The sequence below is a fragment of the Borrelia maritima genome (genome assembly GCF_008931845.1).
Taxonomy (GTDB): Bacteria; Spirochaetota; Spirochaetia; order Borreliales; family Borreliaceae; genus Borreliella; species Borreliella maritima.
Map to the genome: position 1 here is coordinate 369,619 of NZ_CP044535.1, position 20,916 is coordinate 390,534.

The following is a 20,916-nucleotide window of genomic DNA, read 5'->3' on the forward strand; positions in this document are numbered from 1 at the left end:
AGAACAAGCCAATAAAATGAACAAAGTTAATAATAATTATCAAAATATAAATTCTGTTGTAATCTCTAAAAATGAAATTGATGTTAGAGATCTTATAAAACTTAAATCTATTTTTAACTTAATTCAAATCGTAAAATCTGAAAAAGCTTTACACAATGAATATATAAAACAAAATAATATTAAATTTGCTATTATTTATAATTACGAAAACCCAATAGATTTTTCAATAAACGTTGCAAATGAATTAAAAAATACAAACAAAATTCATTCTATTATAATTAACAATGAAAAATTTGATAAGGAATATTTAAAACTTAATCACATAGAAATAATAAAAGACATAAGCGAATTAAAATATAAGCAAAGCTTAATACACCAAAAAAAACTATTTTGCGACAATAAAAACACAACTTTGGATTTCTTCTTAAATTTATCAGAACTCATAAAAGAAATAGTAATCATCACAAATACCGAAAATGAAATTATTTATATAAATGAAAAAGGCAGTAAAAATCTTAATCTTCCAATGAAAACCTCTGGAAATACAATCAAAGCAACCGATATAGATATTAGAGATTGGGAAAAGTTAAAAAAAATAGATTTAAGTTACCATACAAATTCTATTCCTGAATTTAAAAACATATTAATAACTGATTGTATTTTAACTGTAAAAAATAATAAAAAACTACATGTAGATGTATTTATTAGTACAATAGCTCAAAATAATATTGATAAATTAATAACTATTAAAGAAATTCAAAACCTTAATAAAACAGAAAACTATCAATACTTAGAAATTGCTCATTCACAAGACGAAATTCAAAATGCCAAAGAAATTGAAAAATTACTAGTAAACAATATGGATATTTACAAAAAAACTCGAATATATTTACTTAATTTGGCCCTATCCCTAACAACAAAATATGAATACAAAGAAGACAAAGAAAAACTTAAACTAAAAATACTTAAAATAATGTATTCAAAAATAATGTCATTGTATTCTGAATATATTTTCAAACTAAAACACAACAATTTAATAGTAATCATATGCACAAATGGTGGCGAAAAACGAATAATCTCAATTGCAAAAAAAATTAAAAAAACAATCTCATTAGCATTTAAAAAAGAAGATATTATTATATTCGAATTCAATATCGGAATAATAGAAGTAAATTTAAAAGAAAACTTAGAATTCAAAATCCCTAAATTAATGATGGCTACAAAAATATCATCGGAATATAAAGAGTCTAATCCTATTATATATAAAGAAGAACTTCCAGAAGCAGTAATTTTAAAAAATCAAAACAAAATCTTTCAATATATACTAAAGGCAATAAAAAATGATTTTTTCACTCTTTATTATCAAAAAATATATCCTCTTAAAAAGAACTTAAAGCCTAAAATAGAAATCTTAACGAGACTTTTTGATCACATGGGCAAACCAATTCCAAACGATCAAATTTTTAGTCTAATAGATAAATATAATTTAACTGTTGAAGTTGATAAATTAGTAGTTAAAAAGGCCTTAAGAGAATATCAAAGTTTTGTAGCCAAAAATGGAATTCACATTTTTTCAATCAATATATCTCCTTATTCTCTAAAATCACAAAACTTTAGAATCTTTTTAAGAGATACTTTGTTAAAAAGCCAAATCCCACTTCAAAACATATGCTTAGAAATAACAGAAACTGGAATTCTTGAAAATTTTGAAATAATAAATAAATATTTTCAAGAATTAAAAAGTTTTGGAATCAAACTAGCACTCGATGATTTTGGAAGCGGACATACATCACTCTCATATATTAAAACACTACCAATAGACTTGCTCAAAATAGACGGTTCTTTCATAAAAGCAATAAACTCTAGTGAAATAGATTTTGTAATAATAAAATCTATTAAAAAAATAGCAGATACAAAAAATATAAAAATTATTGCTGAATTTGTATATAATGAAGAAATATTAAAAAAAATAAATGAACTAGAAATAGACTATGGACAAGGATTTTTATGGCACAAACCAGAACCAATATAAATGCTAAAAGCAATGAAATCTAAAATATACTCATGACTAACTTTTATTAAATTTTAATAAAAAATTTATTTTACATTAGAAAGGGAATAAAATTAATGAGAAAAAAAATAGCATTAATTGCACACGATAAAAAAAAGGATGACTTAGTAAGTTTTGTCAAACAAAACTATCTCTTCTTATCTAAATTTCAACTTATTGCAACAGAAACAACAGGGTCTAAAATTCAACAAGCTACTGATCTTGGAATTATTAAATATAAATCGGGCCCCATGGGAGGAGATCAGCAAATTGGAGCTGAAGTGGCTGAAGGAAATATCTTAGCTATATTCTTCTTTAGAGATCCCCTAACAAGTCAACCTCACGAACCAGACGTATCGGCTCTTATTAGGCTTTGTGATGTACATAAAATACCACTTGCAACAAACGTAAAAACAGCAGAAATTTTGATAAAAGGACTTGAAAGTTTGGCTTTAAAATAGGCTTTAATTTAAAATTAAAGCCTAAGAAATTAAAACCATACATTAATTCATTATTATAGGCGAAATTTTTTCAACACCGTCGATAATATAATTAACAGATTCAAGGAAAGTCTTGGCATCCGAATTATTCTCATCAACTGTAATTTCCAATTTTGAATTTTTAATATTAAGATCTTTAAAAGTACCGATAAGATCACTTCGCGCACCATGCAAATTGCTATTTATAATCTTTTTAAAATCAGAGGTAATGCCAACAAAAATAAAAGCGTCTTTTCCAGCAATACTTATTGGAACTTCTCCTGCATAAATATTGTCATAAGAATAAACTATTAGTTTTGCATTCTCCTTTGAAGGTATTGTTTGAAAGTGCCCATCTTGTTCGGAAAAATAAAAAACCTTTATATTTTCCCCCAAATTTTTTCGATCACTTTTTGAATGAACTACTCCCATAGCATGAAAAACATGACCAATAGTATGTTCATCTATTTTAGAAGTATCATCAACCTTAGAAGACTGCTCCGCTTCTTGCTCTTCAACGTATTCATTTGAGCTGTCTTTTGAAGTACAAGCAATTATTAAAAAAAATAAAAATACCATTAAATAGTTTCTCAAAAAACCATTTTTATACATAAAAATTCTCCCTTATTATTTATTAATAATATTAAAATTTAAAGGTAAGTTTACAATAAATAATTTATTTTGTACACACTTTAAAAACAATTAAAATGTTAAAATGAAAGAGGAGGTCTTATAAATGAAAAAACAAAATCCATGGATATCTTTAAGTGAAGAAGAAAAAAATCAAATTTTCAATTTTTCAGAAAATTACAAAAAATTTATAAGTAAATTTAAAACAGAAAGGGAAGTTACAGCCTATGCTCTAGATAAAGCTCAAAAAAAGGGATTTCTTAACGCTGAAGAGAAAGAAAATTTAATGCCAGGCGATAAAATTTTTTACGCTTGCAGAGAAAAATCTGTTGCTTTTGCTATTATTGGCAAAAATCCTATTGAAAATGGAATGAATTTAATTGTTTCTCACACAGATTCACCAAGACTTGATGCAAAACCTTCACCAATCTCTGAAGAAAATGAACTTACATTTCTTAAAACAAATTATTACGGGGGAATTAAAAAATACCAATGGTTATCTACGCCTCTTTCAATAAGAGGTGTAGTATTCTTAAAAAACGGAGAAAAGGTCGAAATCAATATTGGAGACAACGAGAACGATCCTGTATTTGTAATTCCCGACATTTTGCCCCATCTTGATAGAAAAATACAAAGAAATAAAAAATCAGATGAAATTGTTGAGGGAGAAAATCTAAAAATTTTAATTGGAAGCCTACCGATTGAAACAAAAGAAAAAGATAAAGTTAAACTAGCAACTTTGCAGCTAATAAAAGAAAAATACAAAATAGAAGAAGAAGATTTCGTATCATCAGAAATTGAAATAGTACCCGCAGGAACAGCAAAAGACGTTGGATTTGACAAAGCCTTAATTGGTGCTTACGGACAAGATGACAAAATATGTGTATACACTTCACTAGAATCCATATTTGATCTTGAAGAGATTCCAAACAAAACAGCTATTTGCTTCCTTGTAGATAAAGAAGAAATTGGCTCAACAGGTTCAACTGGACTAGACTCAAGATATCTTGAATATTTTGTTTCTGACATGATCTTTAAAATTAAAAAATCAGAATATAACAATCTTCACGTCCAAAAAGCTTTATGGAATTCAAAAAGCATTTCTGCTGATGTTTGCGCAGCAATAAACCCGCTATTTAGCTCAGTTCACGACGAACAAAATGCCCCTAAACTAGGATATGGCATACCCATAATGAAATACACAGGACATGGTGGGAAAAGTATGGCAAGTGATGCTGATGCCGAGCTTGTTTCTCATATTAGACAACTATTAAATAAAAACAATATAGCCTGGCAAGTAGCTACACTTGGAAAAGTAGAAGAAGGGGGAGGAGGTACCGTTGCTAAATTCTTAGCTAGCTATGGAATAAGAACAATAGACATGGGCCCCGCTGTTATAAGCATGCATTCTCCAATGGAAATAATTTCTAAATTTGACTTATACAATGCTTACTTAGCGTACAAAGCTTTCTACAAGGAATAAAATTGCTGCTATGACAACAGACTTAGAAAAAACAAATAAAATCAAAGTAACAGAGCATATTGTAGAATGCTTTGGAGGAATTAAAAATATTAAAAACATAAGTAAAGACATAACAAGAATAAAAATTTTAGTAGACAGCAATTCTTTAGTAAAAAGAGATGATTTAACAAAAAATGACAACATAATAGGAACTATTAAATCTAATGAACTTACAGAAATTGTGATGAATTTTGAAATAATAGATGATGTTTATAATAAAATTTTATATATGATGAATGATCAAAAACAATAAAGCCTCTGCAGGGGCTTTATTTTATTGCCTAATACCTCTCATATAATCAATAATAGATTCAGGTCCCAATTCTTTATTCAAAATTTTATATATAACGCTTAACAAACTATTAGAATTGAAGTCACGATTTAATTGCTTTAAAAGAGAAAAAATTGATTTAGCAGCCAAAACTCCCTCTGGCAAATATCCAATTTTTTCAATATTGCTTATCAAATCATCGATACTAAAAAAACTTTTTAAAATGTTTTTACTAACAATTTCATTACCAAATTGTCTATTTCTTCCAAATATACTTCTACAAGTAACATCTAAATCTCCAGAACCAGATAAAAATAGAAAAGTTTCAATATTTTTTCCCCCAAGTCCAATTGCAATATCCTTCATACTATTTAAGGATAGTGAAAATAAAAATGATTCTGTATTATCACCTATTGAATTAGAGTGATTCACTTTGTACGCATCTAAAATTCCAAATGCAATCGCAAATACATTTTTTAAAGCTGCTGCTATTTGCACCCCAAAAACATCGTTGCTATAAAACAAAGAAATTGGGGTTTTGTCAAATAAATTAATAAACAAATATGCATTTTCTCTATTATTGCTAGCTGCAACAAGTCCTGTTATCACACCAAGTCCAACTTCCTCGGCATGACTTGGACCAACAATATAAGTAATTTCGTTTTTATATCCTTTCAAAACTCTCTCAGCAGATTCAACAACTGTCTGAACTTCCCCATTAAAAGTAATAAACCCTTTTGTAAGTATTGCTAGCTTTGGCTTTATTTCCAAAGAATGCAAAAATTGATCCAATTTTTTTAAAATATCAACAGTAAAAAGAGAAGGCGTTGCAATAAAAATATAGTCGGACATCGATACAACTTCAAACAAATCCGAACTTGCAACTAAATTTTTTGGTAATTTAATTCCCTTTAAATATTTAGCATTAACATTGTCGTTATTAATACCATTCTTAACATCTTCTTCAAAAGACCATAAAAAAACATTAAAATCAAATTTATCTGCCAAAGACTTTGCAATAGCTGTCCCCCAAGCACCCGCTCCTATTACCGATATCTTCATAAATACTCCTCTATAACCTTATAAAAACTCATATTTTATTGTTTCATCTAAATAGATTCTTATTTTACCAGAATTTTCAATTTTCTTAAAAAGAATTTCATCTATTAAAAGCTTTCCCACTTCTTTGAATATAAACTTTTTAACACTTTTTAAGCCATGCCCCTTTCCATAGACCTTCCCCCGAATATAATCAATGACACTTTTTTCAAAAAAAACATCAAATTTTCTATCTCGCAAAATACTTGCAAAACGATTAAGCTCATTAAAAATTATTTTTTCAAAATCTAACTCATCAACAGGTTTAAATACAAACACATGATCTATTAACTCTAAAAATTCATTGGGAAATCTCTTCTTTAATATAAGATTAGAATCATTTTCCCTTGTCATTTTATTATTTTTAAAGCCGATACTATTAAGCTCACTGTTTTCAATATTAATACTTATTACTATTAAACTTTCTGATAAACTTACCTGCTTCCCAAGACCATCAAAAAGTTTGCCGGTTTTAAACCCCTCCAAAAAAAAATCTAAAACCCTTTTGCTACATTTATCAAAATTTGATAAGAAAATAATAGAATTAGAAGATTTATTTAAAAATTTGAAAAATCTGGTAGATTCATAATGTCCATCATTACTTAAAACAGGACCAATTAATCTGTCAAGGGAATTAAAATCGCCATACTCACCCATATTAAGACTAAATTTTGGAATTTCAAGCTCTTGCGATAAAATGTCCGTCAATTTGCATTTTCCAGCTCCATAAGTACCAATAAAGGCAAATATGCCAATAGTGCTTCTATTGACAAGCAAATTAAATTTTAATAGTTTAATATTTAATACCAAATCAAATACTAAACTATCATGTAAAATAAGTTCTTTTTTTATCCTATTTTCTAAATTAATCAACAACTCACTATCATATTCTTCAAAATTAAAAATATTAGAACCAACAATAGATTTAATCAGATCACAAACATCATCTTTTGTTATGATCCTTTTTATATTTTCAAGATTAAACTTAGAACCTAGTTCATCTAAAATATCAAAAGCTTTGTCTGGAAGAAATCTATCTTTAATATATTTCCCAGACATAACAATGCAAGCTTGTATTGCCTCATCTGTATATTCCACATTATGATATCTTTCATAATCTTTTTTAATCTCCTGCAAAATATTATAGGTCTCTTCAAAATTAGGCTCTTTAAGCTCTATACTCTGAAACCTTCTCATTAAAGCCTTATCTTTTAAAAAAAATTTTCTATATTCATATTCTGTAGTAGCCCCAATAAATTTGATTTTCCCCGAAGTAAGAATAGGCTTTAACAAATTAGATATATCCATACTGCCAAACGAAGTAGCCCCTGCCCCTACTATCATATGTATCTCATCAATAAAAAGCATAACTTTTTTTCTTGAGCTTAAAAAATCCAAAACTTTATTCATTCTACTCTCAAGGTCTCCTCTATATTTAGTACCCGAAATAAGCCTACTAATATCAAGAGAATAGATTTCATACCCTATTAAATCCTTTGGAACATTCCCCATTTTGATTTTATATGCAAGGCCTTGGATTAATACTGTTTTTCCAACACCTGGCTCTCCAAATAGAATAGGATTGCTTTTATGCTTTCTAAGTATTATCTGGATTAAACGAGATAATTCCCGCCTTCGACCAATTAAAGGATTGTGGTTTAAATCAAGAACATCAATAACATTTGTTAAAAAATTGCCAATAGAATCTTTATTTTCTAAGAAAATATTATTTTGATCAAACTTATCGCGCTTATTATCAAAAATATGAAAGCCCCCCTTACTTTTTGGTGCATTGTTATGAATATATTTTGCAATTAATTCACTATCATAACTTGAATCGGATTTAGTATTTACAGTTAAATAATCATGAACTTCAATAAGTCTGTCAAAAATGGTTAAATTAAACCCTGAGTTAAGCAGTGCATCTAAAATACTGTTTTTTCTTTTTTTTACAAGCACCCACAATAAATCTTTTTCTTGAACCTTATAAGGTTTTTTATAAAAAAAAAGAACGTTGATTATATCATCATACAAATAATCCATACTAGAAACATAATCTGGAATATAATTATCTCTTAAGGGTAGTTTGCTAAAAAATTCTTCTAGCTGTTTATTAAGTTTATAAAAGTCAATTGTACATAAATTAAGCAGTTCTTTAACTTTATCGTTTTTAATAAGTCCATAAAAAATATGCTCTTCCGTAAAAACAAGATGTTTAGATTCCATGAAAAATAAAAACGTATTAAAAAATAAACAATTTAAAGCTCTTCTGTCATACATTCAAAATCAATTATAAAACAATTCGTAAAAATTTTTTTTTACCTATTCTTAATTCAATTTCATTGTTATTAAAATCCTCTCTGGTAAGAAAGTGGTTCTGGTTTTCTATCCTTTTGCCATTTATATACACCCCCCCAGAATTAATCAACCTTCTACCTTCGGATTTGCTAGGCACAATCTTTGAATCCAACATTAAATTAATCAATGATACCTCTTCTTCTAAGCTAGAAAAACTAAATTTAAAAAATGGAATATTACTTCTATCTCCGCTCCCCTTAAATGCAGCAAAGGATGCTTCTTGAACTTTTAAGGCTTCTTCTTCCCCGTGAACAATTTTAGTTATCTCAAAAGCTAAAATCTCTTTAGCTTTATTTAAAGAATTCCCCCTAAAATTTGAAATTAATTCAATCTCTTCTTCTTCTAAAAAAGTAAAAAGGTATAAAAAGGTTTTCACATCAGAATCTGGAGTGTTTCTAAAATACTGATAAAAATCATAAATACTGTAAAGAGCAGAATCAAGATAAACAGCGCCTTTTTCTGATTTGCCCATCTTTTTCCCATCACTCCTTGTAATTAATGGAAACGTAAGTCCAAAAGCTTCTTTCCCCAATTTTCTTCTAATTAAATCAACACCTGAGATAATATTTCCCCATTGATCATCACCACCAATTTGAAGTCGACAATTTTTTATTTTATTAAGCATGTAATAATCGTAAGACTGCAAAAGCTGATAATTAAATTCAATAAATGAAAGTCCAAAATCTAGCCTTCTTTTATAAGTTTCAAAGCTTAACATACGATTAACAGAAAAATGTATACCAATATCTCTTAAAAATTCAATATAATTGAGATTATCTAGCCAAATTGAATTATGAATAAAGCATTCTGAATCAAACTTAGTTATTTTTTGAAGCTGATTTTTTATAGACAAAGTATTATTCTTAATCTCTCCTAAAGACAACATCTTTCTCATTTCACTTTTTCCAGAAGGATCACCTATTTTTGATGTAGAATCTCCAATCAAAACAATTGGTATGTGCCCGTATTCTCTGAGATGCATCATCGCTAAAAAAGGAATCAAATGTCCAATATGAAGAGAACTAGATGTTGCATCAATTCCTGCATAAAAAACTATTTTTTCTCTATCCATTAAACCGCTTAAAACTTCTAAAGATGTACATTGTTTTAAAAATCCGCGTTTATGTAAAAGATTTAAAACAAGATTCATTTATTAAAATCCTCTTTGTAATTCAAAATCTCTGTTTTAATGTACGAATATAAATCATTAATAGAAATTCTCCTCTGAGTCATATTATTTCTTTCCCTAACAGTAACTGTTTCATCCTCAATAGTGCTGTAATCTACTGTTACACAATAAGGAGTTCCTATTTCGTCTTGACGTCTATATCTTTTACCTATTGTTCCGCTGTCATCATAAAATATATGAAAATCGTCGCAAAGCTCCATATAAATCCTTCTAGCAATCTCAACAAGCTCAACTTTTTTAACAAGAGGAAATATAGCAATCTTATAAGGAGCCAACTTGGGATGCAAACGAAGAACAATACGTTTATCTCCATCTAAAAGCTCTTCCTCAGAATAAGCATCACAAAGAGTCATTAAAACAGACCTTGTAAGCCCAGAAGAAGTTTCAATAACACAAGGTACATATCTCTCTTTTGTCAACAAGTCATGATACTCAAATAGTTTAGGCTTGTTGGAGAATTTAGCGTGCTTAGTTAAATCATAATTACCCCTGTTGTGAATGCCTTCTACTTCTTGAAATCCAAACGGAAATTCATACTCAATATCAAATGCAGCTTTTGCATAATGAGCAAGTTCTGTTGAGTCATGAGCTTTCAATCTTAATCTATCAGGCCTAATTTTAAGAGTTTCTACAAAGAAATTCATTCTATTTTGCTGCCAATAATAAAACCATTCATCTATTTGCTTGGGATGAACAAAAAACTGCATCTCCATTTGCTCAAACTCACAAGTTCTAAATATAAAATTTTTAGTAACTATCTCATTTCTAAAAGCTTTACCTACCTGAGCAATCCCAAAAGGAATCTTAAGTCTTGAAGAATCTAAAACATTCCTAAAATTAACAAAAATTCCTTGTGCTGTCTCAGGTCTCAAATAAATCTCACTTGAACTGTCCTCTACAACTCCAATATGAGTCTTAAACATTAAATTAAAACTTCTTGGAGAAGTAAAATTATTCCCAACTTTGCAATTTGGACAATTTTCTGATAAATCAATAAAATCGGCTCTAAATCTACTTTTACAATCTTTGCAATCAACCATAGAATCCGAAAAACCATCAATATGCCCGGATGCTCTCCAAATTTCGGGGCGCATAAAAATAGCACTATCCAACCCTACAATATTTTCATGCAGGTACACCATACTCTTCCACCACTCTTTTTTTATATTTTTTTTAAGCTCAACGCCCAAAGGACCATAATCCCAAGCTCCCGAAAGACCTCCATAAACTTCTGAAGACTGAAATACAAACCCTTTTCTTTTTGCAAGAGAAATAATATCTTCCATTCTAACCATAAAAATATCCTTAATACCTATTCATTTATTCTTAAAAATTCCTGTGCCAAATTTATTCTTTCAAAAACTTTATATTTGCCTATCAATTTTAAAGAATCAAAAAGTGGTGGGGAGACTTTGCTGCCAAGCGCTGCAATTCTAATAGGAAGAAGAATTTCTCCCAATTTAAAACCACTTCTCTCAGCAAAATCATAAAAAATTTTATCATTTTCTTCTGAAGGTCTTTTTTCAAATCCCTCTAAAACAGGCTTTATTAATTCTAAAATAGAATAAACCTCTTTAGCTGTTTTTTTCTTGCCTAAAAACTCATCCAAATTCCAAGATTTAATATCTTCATAAAAAAATTTGGTCATATTTAAAGCATCACTTAATTTTTTAATTCTACTCTTTATAAGAGGAATTAATAATTTTAATTTTCGACTCTCTTCTAAAGTATTAGGCTTAGAAACATACCCTTTTTTTTGGAAAAAAGGGAGTAAAAGATTAAATAAATCTTCATCTTTTTTTTCTCTAATATAGTAACTATTGAAAAAATCTAGCTTATGATAATCAAAAATAGCAGGAGATTTATTGATCTTCTCAATTAAAAAAAATTGCTCAAGATCATTTTTTGAAAAAAATTCTCTCTTATCGTCGTAAGACCACCCAAGCAAAGTAACATAATTAATAATAGCTTCCGGAAGATATCCATTCTCAATAAACTGTCTTAAAGCTGTTGATCCATGTCTTTTGCTTAATTTTTGACCATCATTCCCCATAACCATCGGAAGATGACAATAAATAGGAGGTTCCCATTTAAAAGCTTTATAAAGAAGTGTGTGCAATGGGCCTGAAGAAACCCATTCTTGGGCCCTTAATACATGAGTAATTTTCATTAAATAATCATCAACAACATTTGCAAGATGATAAGTTGGCAGTCCATCTGACTTAAGTATTACAGGATCAGGATTAATGTCTTTATTTGCCCATGTAATCTTTCCAAGCAAAATGTCGTCAAAACTGGTTTCTCCTTCTAAAGGAATTTTAAATCTTACAACAGGATTAATTTTTTTAATTAGCGCACTCTCAACTTCTTCATTGCTTAAATTCCTACAATGTCTATCATATCCAGGCGGAATCTTGTTAATATTTTGAATTTTCTTAATCCTTTCCAACCTTTCAGGACTACAATAGCAATAATAAGCATGTCCAGATTCAATTAAATATTGAGCATATTGCTTATATATCAAACTTCTTTGAGACTGAATATAGGGTGCATAATCTCCCCCTACAACAGGACCTTCATCAAAAGAAATACCAAGCCATTTAAGACTTTCATAAAGATCATTTTCGGCTTCTGGAGAATATCTGCTCTGATCTGTATCTTCAATTCTAAGTAAAAATTTACCTCCACAAGATTTTGCAAAAAAATAATTAAACAAAGCTGTCCTAATCCCACCAATATGTTGCAAACCCGTTGGAGAAGGCGCATAACGAACTCTTATACTCAAAAAACAACTCCTTTAATAAAAAACATCTTTTTTAGAAAAATCATAAATATAATAAAAAACAACAAAAAATAAATTTGAACTAAGTAGTCTTGTATGCTTATAATCTATTCTATTTTTAAATTTATAATATCGATTTCTAATCTCAATTTTTCTGTTTTCAAGCAAATTAAAAGATGATTTAGATTTTCGCAATAAATAATAAAAATAAATAGTAAAAATATCATTTTTTAAAAAAAACTTATCTAAGAAATCTACTACCTCTTTTAGCTTTAAATGCTCTTCAAATGATAACATGCTTAGAGCTTCGCAATATTTCACCCACTTGTTTCTACTGCACTTGTAATTTAAAATTAAACTAGAAGCCTTTTCTTTCTCTCTAAAACTAATAAGAACAGAATAAAGCTCTACTATTGTCTTATTTTTTAATTTATTGTCTTTTAAATAAAAATAAAGTTCATCAAGACTTTTTTTATCTTGTTTTATTAAAATGAACCTAAGAAGAACAGATATTTCAAAAACACTTTTAAGCTTTTTGCGAACCATTTTAAGCTTTAAAAAAGTAAATATGTCTTCCATTCCATTTAAAATAAAATATAATCTTGAAGAAAAATACTGCGAATAAATAACATTAAAAACAATCACTAATAAAAAATAAATTACAATAAATTGGTAATTTAATAAAATAAAGCTTAATTTCATTTGGAATCTTAAAATTGCTAAAAAATAAATAAATAATCCAAGAAATATAACATTAAAACCTAAGCGTATTTTTTCTACCATAAGAATCTCTTTAAAAAAGCTTAATTCAAAAACTGAGATATAATAGATACATTATACAATAGATGGACAATTAATAAATAATATGATATACATGGTTAATAAGAGCATAATTTCAAGGGAATAAATGCAAAATTTTGAAAGCATTATCAAAAATATAAAAAATTCATCATATTTAATAGATAGAGAATTCTTGGTGTGGCCTCAAAATGCCTTTATTGGAGACAAAAACATTGAGCTTATTGAAAAATGGAATTTAAAATCATACATTAAAGAGAGAGCAAATTTTTTCAGTGATGATTCTGTTAAAAGAGAATATGAAGAAATACACAAAAAATTCAACGAAGAGGCTATTTCTAGCTATCATGTAATAATAAGTAATTTAGAAGAAATTTATGAAAATTGCAAAAGAAATAAAAAAATATATTACCAAGATATTATGCCTACTGTAAAAAAAGTAATAGAATTTTATAAGAAACAAAAAAAAATTTTTATCAAGTATTTTCGAATTCCTAAGCTTTCTGCAAACTATCACATTATTCATTCAGTAAATACAGCTATCTTAACAGTAGCCCTTGGCAATGAAATGGGACTAAATAACTACAAAACAATAGAACTTTGTAGCATTGCTCTTCTACACAAAATAGGATTTCTATTTATTCCAACAAAAATCAGCGAAAAAAAAGAAGCATTAACCGAGGAAGAGCTAGAAATAATAAAAAAATACCCCATAATCAGCTATAAAATAGCTTCAACAAGCAATTTGTCACGATCAATATGCTTAACACTTTTAACACATAAAGAAAATCTAGATGGAACAGGTTATCCTAAGGGACTAACAAGTGAAAATATTAGCATAGAATCAAATATAATAGGCGCTGCTAGCGCCTATTCTGCTATTATTTTAGATAAGGCATACAAAAAATCTTTCAATTCTGGAGCATCTATTATTGAACTAATTAAAGATGCTGACAAAAAATTTGACAAAAGAGTTTTAAAGTTAATAATCAATGCAATATCTTCTTGCCCTTTAGATTTTATTGTAGAGCTTAATGATGGTTCTATAGCCAAAATAGTAGACATAGATGATTATACCCCAAATCTCCCATATGTAAACTACATAATAAAAAATGGAAAAGTTGTAAATAAAAATGAGCAATCCAACGTTCAATCAATACCAAACACAAATATGGGAATAAAAAAAATACTCAATCAAAATGAAATAGAACTAATTAAAAATAAATATTCTTTATTAGATAATATATAAGACACTTAAAAGGAGAAAAAACATGATTTTAATCATATCGGCCATGCAAGAAGAATCAGAAGAAATAAATAAGATGATTGATGACAAAGAAGAAATTGTATTAAACAGCTACTTAGAAAATAAAAAAATTTATAAAGGAAAAATTTTAGAAAAAAATGTAATATCTTTAACGACAGGAATTGGAAAAGTTAACGCAGCTACTTGGAGTAGTCAAATTATATCTAAATATAAAATCACTCATATAATAAACTCCGGAAGTTCTGGCGGAATAAAAGAAGACTCCAACCTTAAAATATCAGACATCATAGTGTCCTCAGAAACAGCATACTATGACTTTGACTTAACCAAGTTTGGACACAAAATAGGACAAGTCCCTAATTTACCACAAAGGTTTAAAACAGATGAAGAACTGCTAAAAAAAGTAATTAATATTGTTGACAGTAAGCTTTTAAACATTGACATCCATATTGGCTTAATACTAACAGGAGATCGATTTATTGACAATGAAAAAAATCTTGAGACAATTAAAAAAAATTTCAAAGATGCTTTGGCCGTAGATATGGAAGGAGCTGCCATAGCTCAAGTAGCATACATATTTAAAATACCATTCATAATAATTCGCTCAATTTCTGATTTACCAAACAATAAAGACAATCATATAGACTTTAACAAATTTTTAAAAACATCATCAATAAATTCAAGCAAAATGACAAAGGAACTCATTAGATTAATATGAATAAAATAATAGCGGCCAACAAAACTTTAACTTCTGAGGCTGTATCTGAAGGACATCCAGATAAAATTGCAGATCAAATCTCTGATGCCATCCTTGATGAAATACTAAAATTGGATAAAAATGCAAAAGTAGCTTGCGAAGTCATAGTTGCACGAAATTTAGTAGTAATAGCAGGAGAAATAAATAGTCCTGTAAAAAAAAACATAGATATAAAAGAAATTGCTAAAAACATCATTAAAGATATAGGCTATACAGATATTGATTATGGGCTTGATTACAAAACAATAACGGTAATAGATGCTGTCGGTAATCAATCTCGCGACATTATAAATGCAATTGAAAAAAAAGGATCTAATAACCTTGGAGCAGGTGATCAGGGAATAATCTTTGGATATGCCTGCGATGAAACAAAAAATTTTTTACCTGCTCCTTATGAACTCGCTAATTCAATTCTAAAAAAAGCCAGCAATCTTAGAAAATCAGGAGCAATAAAATGGCTGAGACCCGACTCAAAATCTCAAGTTACTATAGAATACGATAAAAATAGAAAACCTGTAAAAATAAAAAATATTATAGTCTCTCATCAACACCATCCAAATATTTCCCAAGAACTAATGCGCCAAACAATAATTGAAGAAATTATTAAGCCTAACATTCAAGACCAATCAATGCTTGATGAAAATACTATTTATTGCATTAATCCTTCTGGAAATTTTGTCATTGGAGGACCTACCGGAGACACTGGTCTTACTGGAAGAAAAATTATTGCCGATAGTTATGGAGGATTTGCAAGACATGGGGGAGGAGCATATAGCGGAAAAGATGCCACAAAAGTAGATAGATCTGCCGCCTACATGGCAAGATATATCGCAAAAAATATGGTAGCAGCAGGCATTGCTAAAGAATTTGAACTACAGCTTGCATATGCAATTGGAATTGAAAACCCAATATCTATTCAAATAACTGCAGGAATAAATGATCCCGAATATGAAAACAAAATATTAAATTTTATTGTTAATAACTTCGACCTAACTCCCAATGGCATAATTGAAAAATTAAAACTAAAGCAACCCATATATCTTAAAACTTGTACTTATGGTCATTTTGGAAAAAATGAATTTGAATGGGAAAAATTAGATTTTGTAAAAAAAATACAAACGGTACTAAAAAAATGAAAAAAATAGCAAGCTTTACAATAGATCATACAAAATTAAACCCCGGCATATATGTCTCAAGAAAAGATACCTTTGAAAATGTAACATTTACTACAATAGACATTAGAATCAAAGCTCCCAACATTGAGCCTATAATTGAAAACGCAGCAATACACACAATAGAGCATATAGGAGCTACTTTACTCAGAAATAATGAAGTTTGGGCCGAAAAAATAGTATATTTTGGCCCCATGGGATGCAGAACTGGTTTTTACTTAATAATTTTTGGAAACTATGAAAGCAAAGATCTTGTTGACTTAATATCATGGCTTTTTTCTGAAATTGTAAATTTTTCAGAACCTATTCCAGGTGCAAGTGATAAAGAATGTGGAAATTACAAAGAACATAACATTGACATGGCTAAATATGAATCTTCTAAATACTTACAAATATTAGACAATATCAAAGAAGAAAATTTAAAATATCCCTAGATCATAAAATTTAAAAAACAGAAATTATTTCACTGTTATTCTTTATTGCTACGTCAAGCTGGAAAATAAAGCCTAAAGTTATTTTATGCATTTGATTAAAGAGCAAAAGTTTGTTATAAAAAATTGGAGAAACTGTGTATTCTAAAAAAACAAAATCTATATTAATTCTAGCTCCAATGTCTAATCCTAAAACAAAATTATCCAACAATACCCAATCACCTGAGCCTCTAAAGCAAATTTTTGCGCCAATATATGAAAATTTTAAACCCGTAAACATAATTAAACTTAACATTGGAGTATAAGGTAAAAAGAAATAATTGCCATACATTCTAAGTGAAAATGAAACATCTTTTACTATGAAATAATTTAAAAAATGCTTCAAATATAATTGACCATTCAACATAAACATAATATCTTCAGTATAAGGAGTATCTCCTGGCAAAAATTTAATATCTAAATTAAATTCCCCACCAAGCGCGAAATTTTGAGAAACATTAACACCGAGTCCACTAAAAAATTGATACTTAAGTCTTTCATAGAAGAATAAATCTTGAGTAAAGTTATCAACACCAACACCAAATCCATTGTATACATTAAGATAGCCAGGAATTCCCGAATAAATTCTTGATGCATTAAGCATGAAAACAAAAAATAAAAAAAAGTTTCTTCTCATAAAGAATCCTTTTTAACAAAATAAAACTAAATATTCATACTTATTTGCATAGACAACTCTTTAAATTTTTCAACTTCAAAATTAAGTTTATTTCCCCTTTTAAAACCAAAACCATCATTTTTAAATCTTGGAATTATGTGGAAATGAGTATGAAAAATCTCTTGTCCTGCACCAGCTCCCAAGGCAGAATAAACATTTATTCCACCATAAACGTTTGAATTTATTTTCTTTAAAGCATTCGAAATTTTTTTACATACTATTAAAATTCTCTCGTTAAATTTATCATCCATATTCAACAAATTTTCACTATGCTCTTTGGGAATAACAAGAGTATGCCCAACAGTTAAAGGATTTATATCTAAAAATGCTAAAACTAAATCATCCTCATAAACTTTATAACTAGGAAGCTCTTTGTTTACTATTTTACAAAAAATACAATTATACATTAAAAATGTCCTATTATAGAAAAATAACAATTAAAATATTTAAATGAAATTTAAACAGCATAACTAACCAAAACCCATTTTGCTATATTAAAATATGCTATCAAGGTAATCGCATCTGCAATCGTAGTTATTAAAGGCCCTGCCATAAGTGCTGGATCCAACTTAAAAATTTTAGCAACAATAGGCAAAAGACCTCCCAATATCTTTGCTACTGTCAAGCTTACCATTAAGCAAGATGAAACTACAAAAGCTATTTTAAGTCTATCAGAATGTTGTGGAGCTATGAAAAATATAATTCTTAAAAAATTAACACTGGCAAGAATTACCCCTACTAAAATACTAACACATATCTCTTTTAAAAGAACTTTAAAAAAATCTTTTACCTTAACAGTGCCAAGAGCAAGCTCACGAATTATTAGCGCAGATGCCTGAGAACCAGCATTGCCTGAAGTATCCATTAAAAGGGGAATAAAACTAGCCAAAACTACTAAAGACAGCATTAAATTTTGATAATTTGAAATGATTGTAGCTGTAAAAGTAGAAGAAATCATAAGAACTAAAAGCCAAATTATCCTATTTTTTGTCATAACTAAAATAGAAGTATCAAGATAAGATGTATCTAAGGGCTTAACAGCTGCAATCATTTGAAAATCTTCAGTATTTACAGATTGAATAACTTCTAAAATATCATCAATAATAATAACTCCTATCATTCTACCTTCATTATCAACAACAGGAACACTAGTAATATCATATTTTTGGAAAAGAAGTGCAACATCCTCTTTCTCATCATTGACCCTAACAATATGAAATCCAGTGCCTCTCATGATTGATGAGAGAATAACATCATCTTTAGCTAATATTAAATCCTCAATTTTTATAACTCCTTTTAAATGCTTTTCATAATCTGTAATATAATAAGTGTAAATATCTTCTTTGGTTTTAGCTACTCTTCTAATGTAGTCAAGAGCTTGACCAACGGTGAAATCTTCTTTAAGCTCAACATACTCAATTGTTACAATTGAACCTGCAGAATCATCACTGTAAGACAAAAATTTATTAATAATTTCTCTATTCTCTTCTGTAGAACTTGCTAAAAATCTCTGAACAACATTTGCGGGAACTTCTTCTAAAAGATCAATAACATCATCAAGATTTAACTCATCAATCATTTCACTTATTTCTTTATTTGTAAAAGAATTTGCTAATTTGTTTTTTGTAGATTGATCAAAATTAGAAAAAGTTTCGACTGCTATTTTTTTAGGCAAAAACCTGTAAAGTAAGATCAATTCAGAGCCATTAAGCCTTTTAAGAGCCTCAGCAATATCAAAGGAATCGTGCTTTAAAAATTTTTCTTTAATTTTAGAATAACTTTTTTCTTTAAGAAAAATTCTCAATTCATCAATATCTATCATTAAAAGGCCTCCAAAAATTTAAATTTTACAAGACATTTAATGAATCTAATTCATCAAAGCTTATCCAATAACATAGAACATCTTCCCGAAGGAATAGGAAGGGTTTTTTCTTTTTTATTTAATATATTTATTGTAAAATAATAAAGTTTTTCAGATTCCATTTTTATTTCCCAACCTCTTTTCCCTTTATTGCAAATTATTGTGGTTTGATTCTTTTTAAGAGATAGGCTTTCAATTCCCATAATCTCAAGAGTAGGTATGTTCCAATACACAGTTTTATCGGGCAAGCTAATTGTAAGTCCAATAATATTTTCTATCATCAAGCTAATACTAAAAAGAGAAAGATAGCAAATAAGATCTTTCTCGGTATAAATTTTTTTATTGGAATCAAAATATGCAGGACCTTCTTGCATGGGTTTATAAGCTTCCCAAATGTGCCCCTTAATTTTATTAAAAGGCATTAAAGTGTCTAATATATAATATAGATGTCTTATAGTAAATTCTCTTGCAATATTTGCACGACCACAATATTCAAGGCCTTTGATCACAAAAAAATTCATATAAGTATAAACTGAGCCATAATATCCATTACCATCCTCACTAAAACCTGGCTCACTAACAGAAAGCGTTGGAAAAGGATTTGGAGTCCCAAAATGCTTAGTACTTTTTAAATAAAAAATCATTCTTTCTATTCTGTCTTCACTGGGAATCTCAGAAAGCATTGGGAAAAAGCCCACTATTGTTTTAATTTCAATAATATTTTCATTAACATCAAGATCATAATAAAATCCATCCTTTTCGCTCCACATTAAAGAATTGATTTTAACCTTAAGAGAAAAAAATCGTTTTTTATATTCTAGTGATAAATTTTTATCATTCAAAATATCTGCTAATTTAGAAATACAATATGCACTATGAACTTGTAGTGAATTAAAATCTATAGGATAGTATGCATCTGTCCTTGGGGAATTTTTATAAAAAACTTTATTTACATCAATTGAATAAAGACCATTTTCTTTTAAAAATTTGCTCTCTATCCACTTATAATACTTATCAAGAATTGGTAAAACTTCAGAAATTCTTTTTTTATTTCCTGTTTTATGATATAAATTATATTCAGCCCATGCAAAAATTGGAAATCCAATATTCTCTTCATTTCCATCAAGATCAATAATAGCATTGTTATTATCATATCTAGCTCTAATTGCACCAGATTCTTCCTGCAATTGATAAAATTTATCAATTGCAGATGTAGATGAATATTCCCCATTACTATAGACAAGAAAAAAGCTTGAAATACAAGCTTGCATCTGATCTATATAATTACAATTCTCCGAATAATAATTTTTATCTTTTTTACTCTTATCAGCAACTTTCTGTAAAATAACCTTATCTTGAATCCAAGATAGACTTTTATTATAAATGTCAATAAAGTCTTGGTCATAATAGTAAATTTTGGGAAACATCTTTTTATTCAATGCTAAATCCTCTAAAATAATAGAAATGTACTTCTATTTATTATAACACAATAAACATAACATAATTTAAAAATTAAAAACTAGAAAATTAAAATCT

General features: G+C 28.3%; 19 protein-coding genes. 8 read left to right on the plus strand and 11 right to left on the minus strand.

The annotated features are described in order from the left end of the window. The first annotated feature begins 16 nt into the window (after positions 1–16). Together DB723_RS01775 and mgsA are read left to right on the plus strand one after the other, a co-directional pair. Entirely contained in the window at positions 17–2,032 is a 2,016-nt protein-coding gene (locus tag DB723_RS01775) for an EAL domain-containing protein (protein WP_151551731.1), read from the plus strand. 95 nt (positions 2,033–2,127) lie between these two features. Continuing rightward, the gene (gene mgsA, locus DB723_RS01780) at positions 2,128–2,511 is read left to right on the plus strand and encodes a methylglyoxal synthase (RefSeq protein WP_151551733.1); all 384 of its coding nucleotides are present in this window, start codon (positions 2,128–2,130) and stop codon (positions 2,509–2,511) included. Between the two features lie 42 nt (positions 2,512–2,553). Here the strand turns inward: mgsA and p22 are convergent, their stop codons facing one another. After that, entirely contained in the window at positions 2,554–3,141 is a 588-nt protein-coding gene (p22, locus tag DB723_RS01785; protein ID WP_151551734.1) for a lipoprotein P22, read from the minus strand. Positions 3,142–3,265: 124 nt separating this feature from the next. Between p22 and DB723_RS01790 the strand changes: the two genes are divergently transcribed. Together DB723_RS01790 and DB723_RS01795 are read left to right on the plus strand one after the other, a co-directional pair. Continuing rightward, a complete protein-coding gene (locus DB723_RS01790; RefSeq protein ID WP_151551736.1) occupies positions 3,266–4,642 on the plus strand; it encodes an aminopeptidase in 1,377 nt (458 codons plus the stop codon). A 10-nt stretch (positions 4,643–4,652) separates the two neighbouring features. Further along, on the plus strand, positions 4,653–4,934 hold the full coding sequence (locus tag DB723_RS01795) for a PTS sugar transporter subunit IIB (protein ID WP_151551738.1): 282 nt from the start codon (positions 4,653–4,655) through the stop codon (positions 4,932–4,934). A 21-nt stretch (positions 4,935–4,955) separates the two neighbouring features. On the opposite strand, the gene DB723_RS01800 is transcribed toward DB723_RS01795, so the two are convergent. The 6 genes from DB723_RS01800 to DB723_RS01825 are packed head-to-tail and all read right to left on the minus strand — an operon-like array spanning position 4,956 to position 13,162. Further along, positions 4,956–6,014: an NAD(P)H-dependent glycerol-3-phosphate dehydrogenase gene (locus DB723_RS01800; RefSeq protein WP_151551740.1), complete on the minus strand. Its 1,059-nt coding sequence runs from the start codon at positions 6,012–6,014 to the stop codon at positions 4,956–4,958. Between the two features lie 18 nt (positions 6,015–6,032). After that, positions 6,033–8,330, minus strand: coding sequence for an AAA family ATPase (locus tag DB723_RS01805; protein WP_151551742.1), 2,298 nt, complete (start codon positions 8,328–8,330; stop codon positions 6,033–6,035). A gap of 10 nt (positions 8,331–8,340) precedes the next feature. After that, entirely contained in the window at positions 8,341–9,558 is a 1,218-nt protein-coding gene (gene tyrS, locus DB723_RS01810; protein ID WP_151551744.1) for a tyrosine--tRNA ligase, read from the minus strand. After that, positions 9,555–10,892: a glycine--tRNA ligase gene (locus tag DB723_RS01815; RefSeq protein ID WP_151552055.1), complete on the minus strand. Its 1,338-nt coding sequence runs from the start codon at positions 10,890–10,892 to the stop codon at positions 9,555–9,557. The genes tyrS and DB723_RS01815 overlap by 4 nt, the downstream gene beginning before the upstream one ends. A gap of 17 nt (positions 10,893–10,909) precedes the next feature. Beyond that, positions 10,910–12,382 carry a glutamate--tRNA ligase gene (gene gltX / locus DB723_RS01820; RefSeq protein ID WP_151552057.1) on the minus strand — a complete coding sequence of 491 codons (1,473 nt, stop codon included), beginning with the start codon at positions 12,380–12,382 and terminating at the stop codon, positions 10,910–10,912. 12 nt (positions 12,383–12,394) lie between these two features. Next, on the minus strand, positions 12,395–13,162 hold the full coding sequence (locus DB723_RS01825; protein ID WP_151552059.1) for a hypothetical protein: 768 nt from the start codon (positions 13,160–13,162) through the stop codon (positions 12,395–12,397). A 124-nt stretch (positions 13,163–13,286) separates the two neighbouring features. Here DB723_RS01825 and pdeB point away from each other — a divergent pair, with 124 nt between their 5' ends. Genes pdeB through DB723_RS01845 form a run of 4 tightly spaced genes read left to right on the plus strand, consistent with a single transcriptional unit; the run spans position 13,287 to position 16,807 of the window. Next, positions 13,287–14,426: a cyclic di-GMP phosphodiesterase PdeB gene (gene pdeB, locus DB723_RS01830; RefSeq protein ID WP_151552061.1), complete on the plus strand. Its 1,140-nt coding sequence runs from the start codon at positions 13,287–13,289 to the stop codon at positions 14,424–14,426. 22 nt (positions 14,427–14,448) lie between these two features. Beyond that, the gene (locus tag DB723_RS01835; protein WP_151552063.1) at positions 14,449–15,162 is read left to right on the plus strand and encodes a 5'-methylthioadenosine/adenosylhomocysteine nucleosidase; all 714 of its coding nucleotides are present in this window, start codon (positions 14,449–14,451) and stop codon (positions 15,160–15,162) included. After that, the gene (gene metK / locus DB723_RS01840; RefSeq protein ID WP_151552065.1) at positions 15,159–16,337 is read left to right on the plus strand and encodes a methionine adenosyltransferase; all 1,179 of its coding nucleotides are present in this window, start codon (positions 15,159–15,161) and stop codon (positions 16,335–16,337) included. Before DB723_RS01835 ends, metK begins: the two co-directional genes overlap by 4 nt. Beyond that, the gene (locus tag DB723_RS01845; RefSeq protein ID WP_151552067.1) at positions 16,334–16,807 is read left to right on the plus strand and encodes an S-ribosylhomocysteine lyase; all 474 of its coding nucleotides are present in this window, start codon (positions 16,334–16,336) and stop codon (positions 16,805–16,807) included. Before metK ends, DB723_RS01845 begins: the two co-directional genes overlap by 4 nt. A gap of 10 nt (positions 16,808–16,817) precedes the next feature. On the opposite strand, the gene DB723_RS01850 is transcribed toward DB723_RS01845, so the two are convergent. From DB723_RS01850 to DB723_RS01865, 4 genes are read right to left on the minus strand one after another with little or no spacing between them, the layout of a single operon-like run. After that, positions 16,818–17,480 carry a hypothetical protein gene (locus DB723_RS01850; protein ID WP_151552069.1) on the minus strand — a complete coding sequence of 221 codons (663 nt, stop codon included), beginning with the start codon at positions 17,478–17,480 and terminating at the stop codon, positions 16,818–16,820. Positions 17,481–17,506: 26 nt separating this feature from the next. Beyond that, positions 17,507–17,926, minus strand: a complete 420-nt coding sequence (locus tag DB723_RS01855) for an HIT family protein (protein ID WP_151552071.1) — start codon at positions 17,924–17,926, stop codon at positions 17,507–17,509. A 50-nt stretch (positions 17,927–17,976) separates the two neighbouring features. Further along, the gene (mgtE, locus tag DB723_RS01860) at positions 17,977–19,341 is read right to left on the minus strand and encodes a magnesium transporter (protein ID WP_151552073.1); all 1,365 of its coding nucleotides are present in this window, start codon (positions 19,339–19,341) and stop codon (positions 17,977–17,979) included. 53 nt (positions 19,342–19,394) lie between these two features. Then, the gene (locus DB723_RS01865; RefSeq protein ID WP_151552075.1) at positions 19,395–20,819 is read right to left on the minus strand and encodes an MGH1-like glycoside hydrolase domain-containing protein; all 1,425 of its coding nucleotides are present in this window, start codon (positions 20,817–20,819) and stop codon (positions 19,395–19,397) included. Positions 20,820–20,916 lie beyond the last annotated feature (97 nt).

What these genes read in the sequence shown, in the direction of transcription:
- DB723_RS01775 (WP_151551731.1), top strand. Translation starts at nt 17, where the DNA reads ATGAACAAAGTTAATAATAATTATCAAAATATAAATTCTGTTGTAATC.
- mgsA (WP_151551733.1), top strand. Translation starts at nt 2,128, where the DNA reads ATGAGAAAAAAAATAGCATTAATTGCACACGATAAAAAAAAGGATGAC.
- p22 (WP_151551734.1), bottom strand. Translation starts at nt 3,141, where the DNA reads ATGTATAAAAATGGTTTTTTGAGAAACTATTTAATGGTATTTTTATTT.
- DB723_RS01790 (WP_151551736.1), top strand. Translation starts at nt 3,266, where the DNA reads ATGAAAAAACAAAATCCATGGATATCTTTAAGTGAAGAAGAAAAAAAT.
- DB723_RS01795 (WP_151551738.1), top strand. Translation starts at nt 4,653, where the DNA reads ATGACAACAGACTTAGAAAAAACAAATAAAATCAAAGTAACAGAGCAT.
- DB723_RS01800 (WP_151551740.1), bottom strand. Translation starts at nt 6,014, where the DNA reads ATGAAGATATCGGTAATAGGAGCGGGTGCTTGGGGGACAGCTATTGCA.
- DB723_RS01805 (WP_151551742.1), bottom strand. Translation starts at nt 8,330, where the DNA reads ATGTATGACAGAAGAGCTTTAAATTGTTTATTTTTTAATACGTTTTTA.
- tyrS (WP_151551744.1), bottom strand. Translation starts at nt 9,558, where the DNA reads ATGAATCTTGTTTTAAATCTTTTACATAAACGCGGATTTTTAAAACAA.
- DB723_RS01815 (WP_151552055.1), bottom strand. Translation starts at nt 10,892, where the DNA reads ATGGTTAGAATGGAAGATATTATTTCTCTTGCAAAAAGAAAAGGGTTT.
- DB723_RS01825 (WP_151552059.1), bottom strand. Translation starts at nt 13,162, where the DNA reads ATGGTAGAAAAAATACGCTTAGGTTTTAATGTTATATTTCTTGGATTA.
- pdeB (WP_151552061.1), top strand. Translation starts at nt 13,287, where the DNA reads ATGCAAAATTTTGAAAGCATTATCAAAAATATAAAAAATTCATCATAT.
- DB723_RS01835 (WP_151552063.1), top strand. Translation starts at nt 14,449, where the DNA reads ATGATTTTAATCATATCGGCCATGCAAGAAGAATCAGAAGAAATAAAT.
- metK (WP_151552065.1), top strand. Translation starts at nt 15,159, where the DNA reads ATGAATAAAATAATAGCGGCCAACAAAACTTTAACTTCTGAGGCTGTA.
- DB723_RS01845 (WP_151552067.1), top strand. Translation starts at nt 16,334, where the DNA reads ATGAAAAAAATAGCAAGCTTTACAATAGATCATACAAAATTAAACCCC.
- DB723_RS01850 (WP_151552069.1), bottom strand. Translation starts at nt 17,480, where the DNA reads ATGAGAAGAAACTTTTTTTTATTTTTTGTTTTCATGCTTAATGCATCA.
- DB723_RS01855 (WP_151552071.1), bottom strand. Translation starts at nt 17,926, where the DNA reads ATGTATAATTGTATTTTTTGTAAAATAGTAAACAAAGAGCTTCCTAGT.
- mgtE (WP_151552073.1), bottom strand. Translation starts at nt 19,341, where the DNA reads ATGATAGATATTGATGAATTGAGAATTTTTCTTAAAGAAAAAAGTTAT.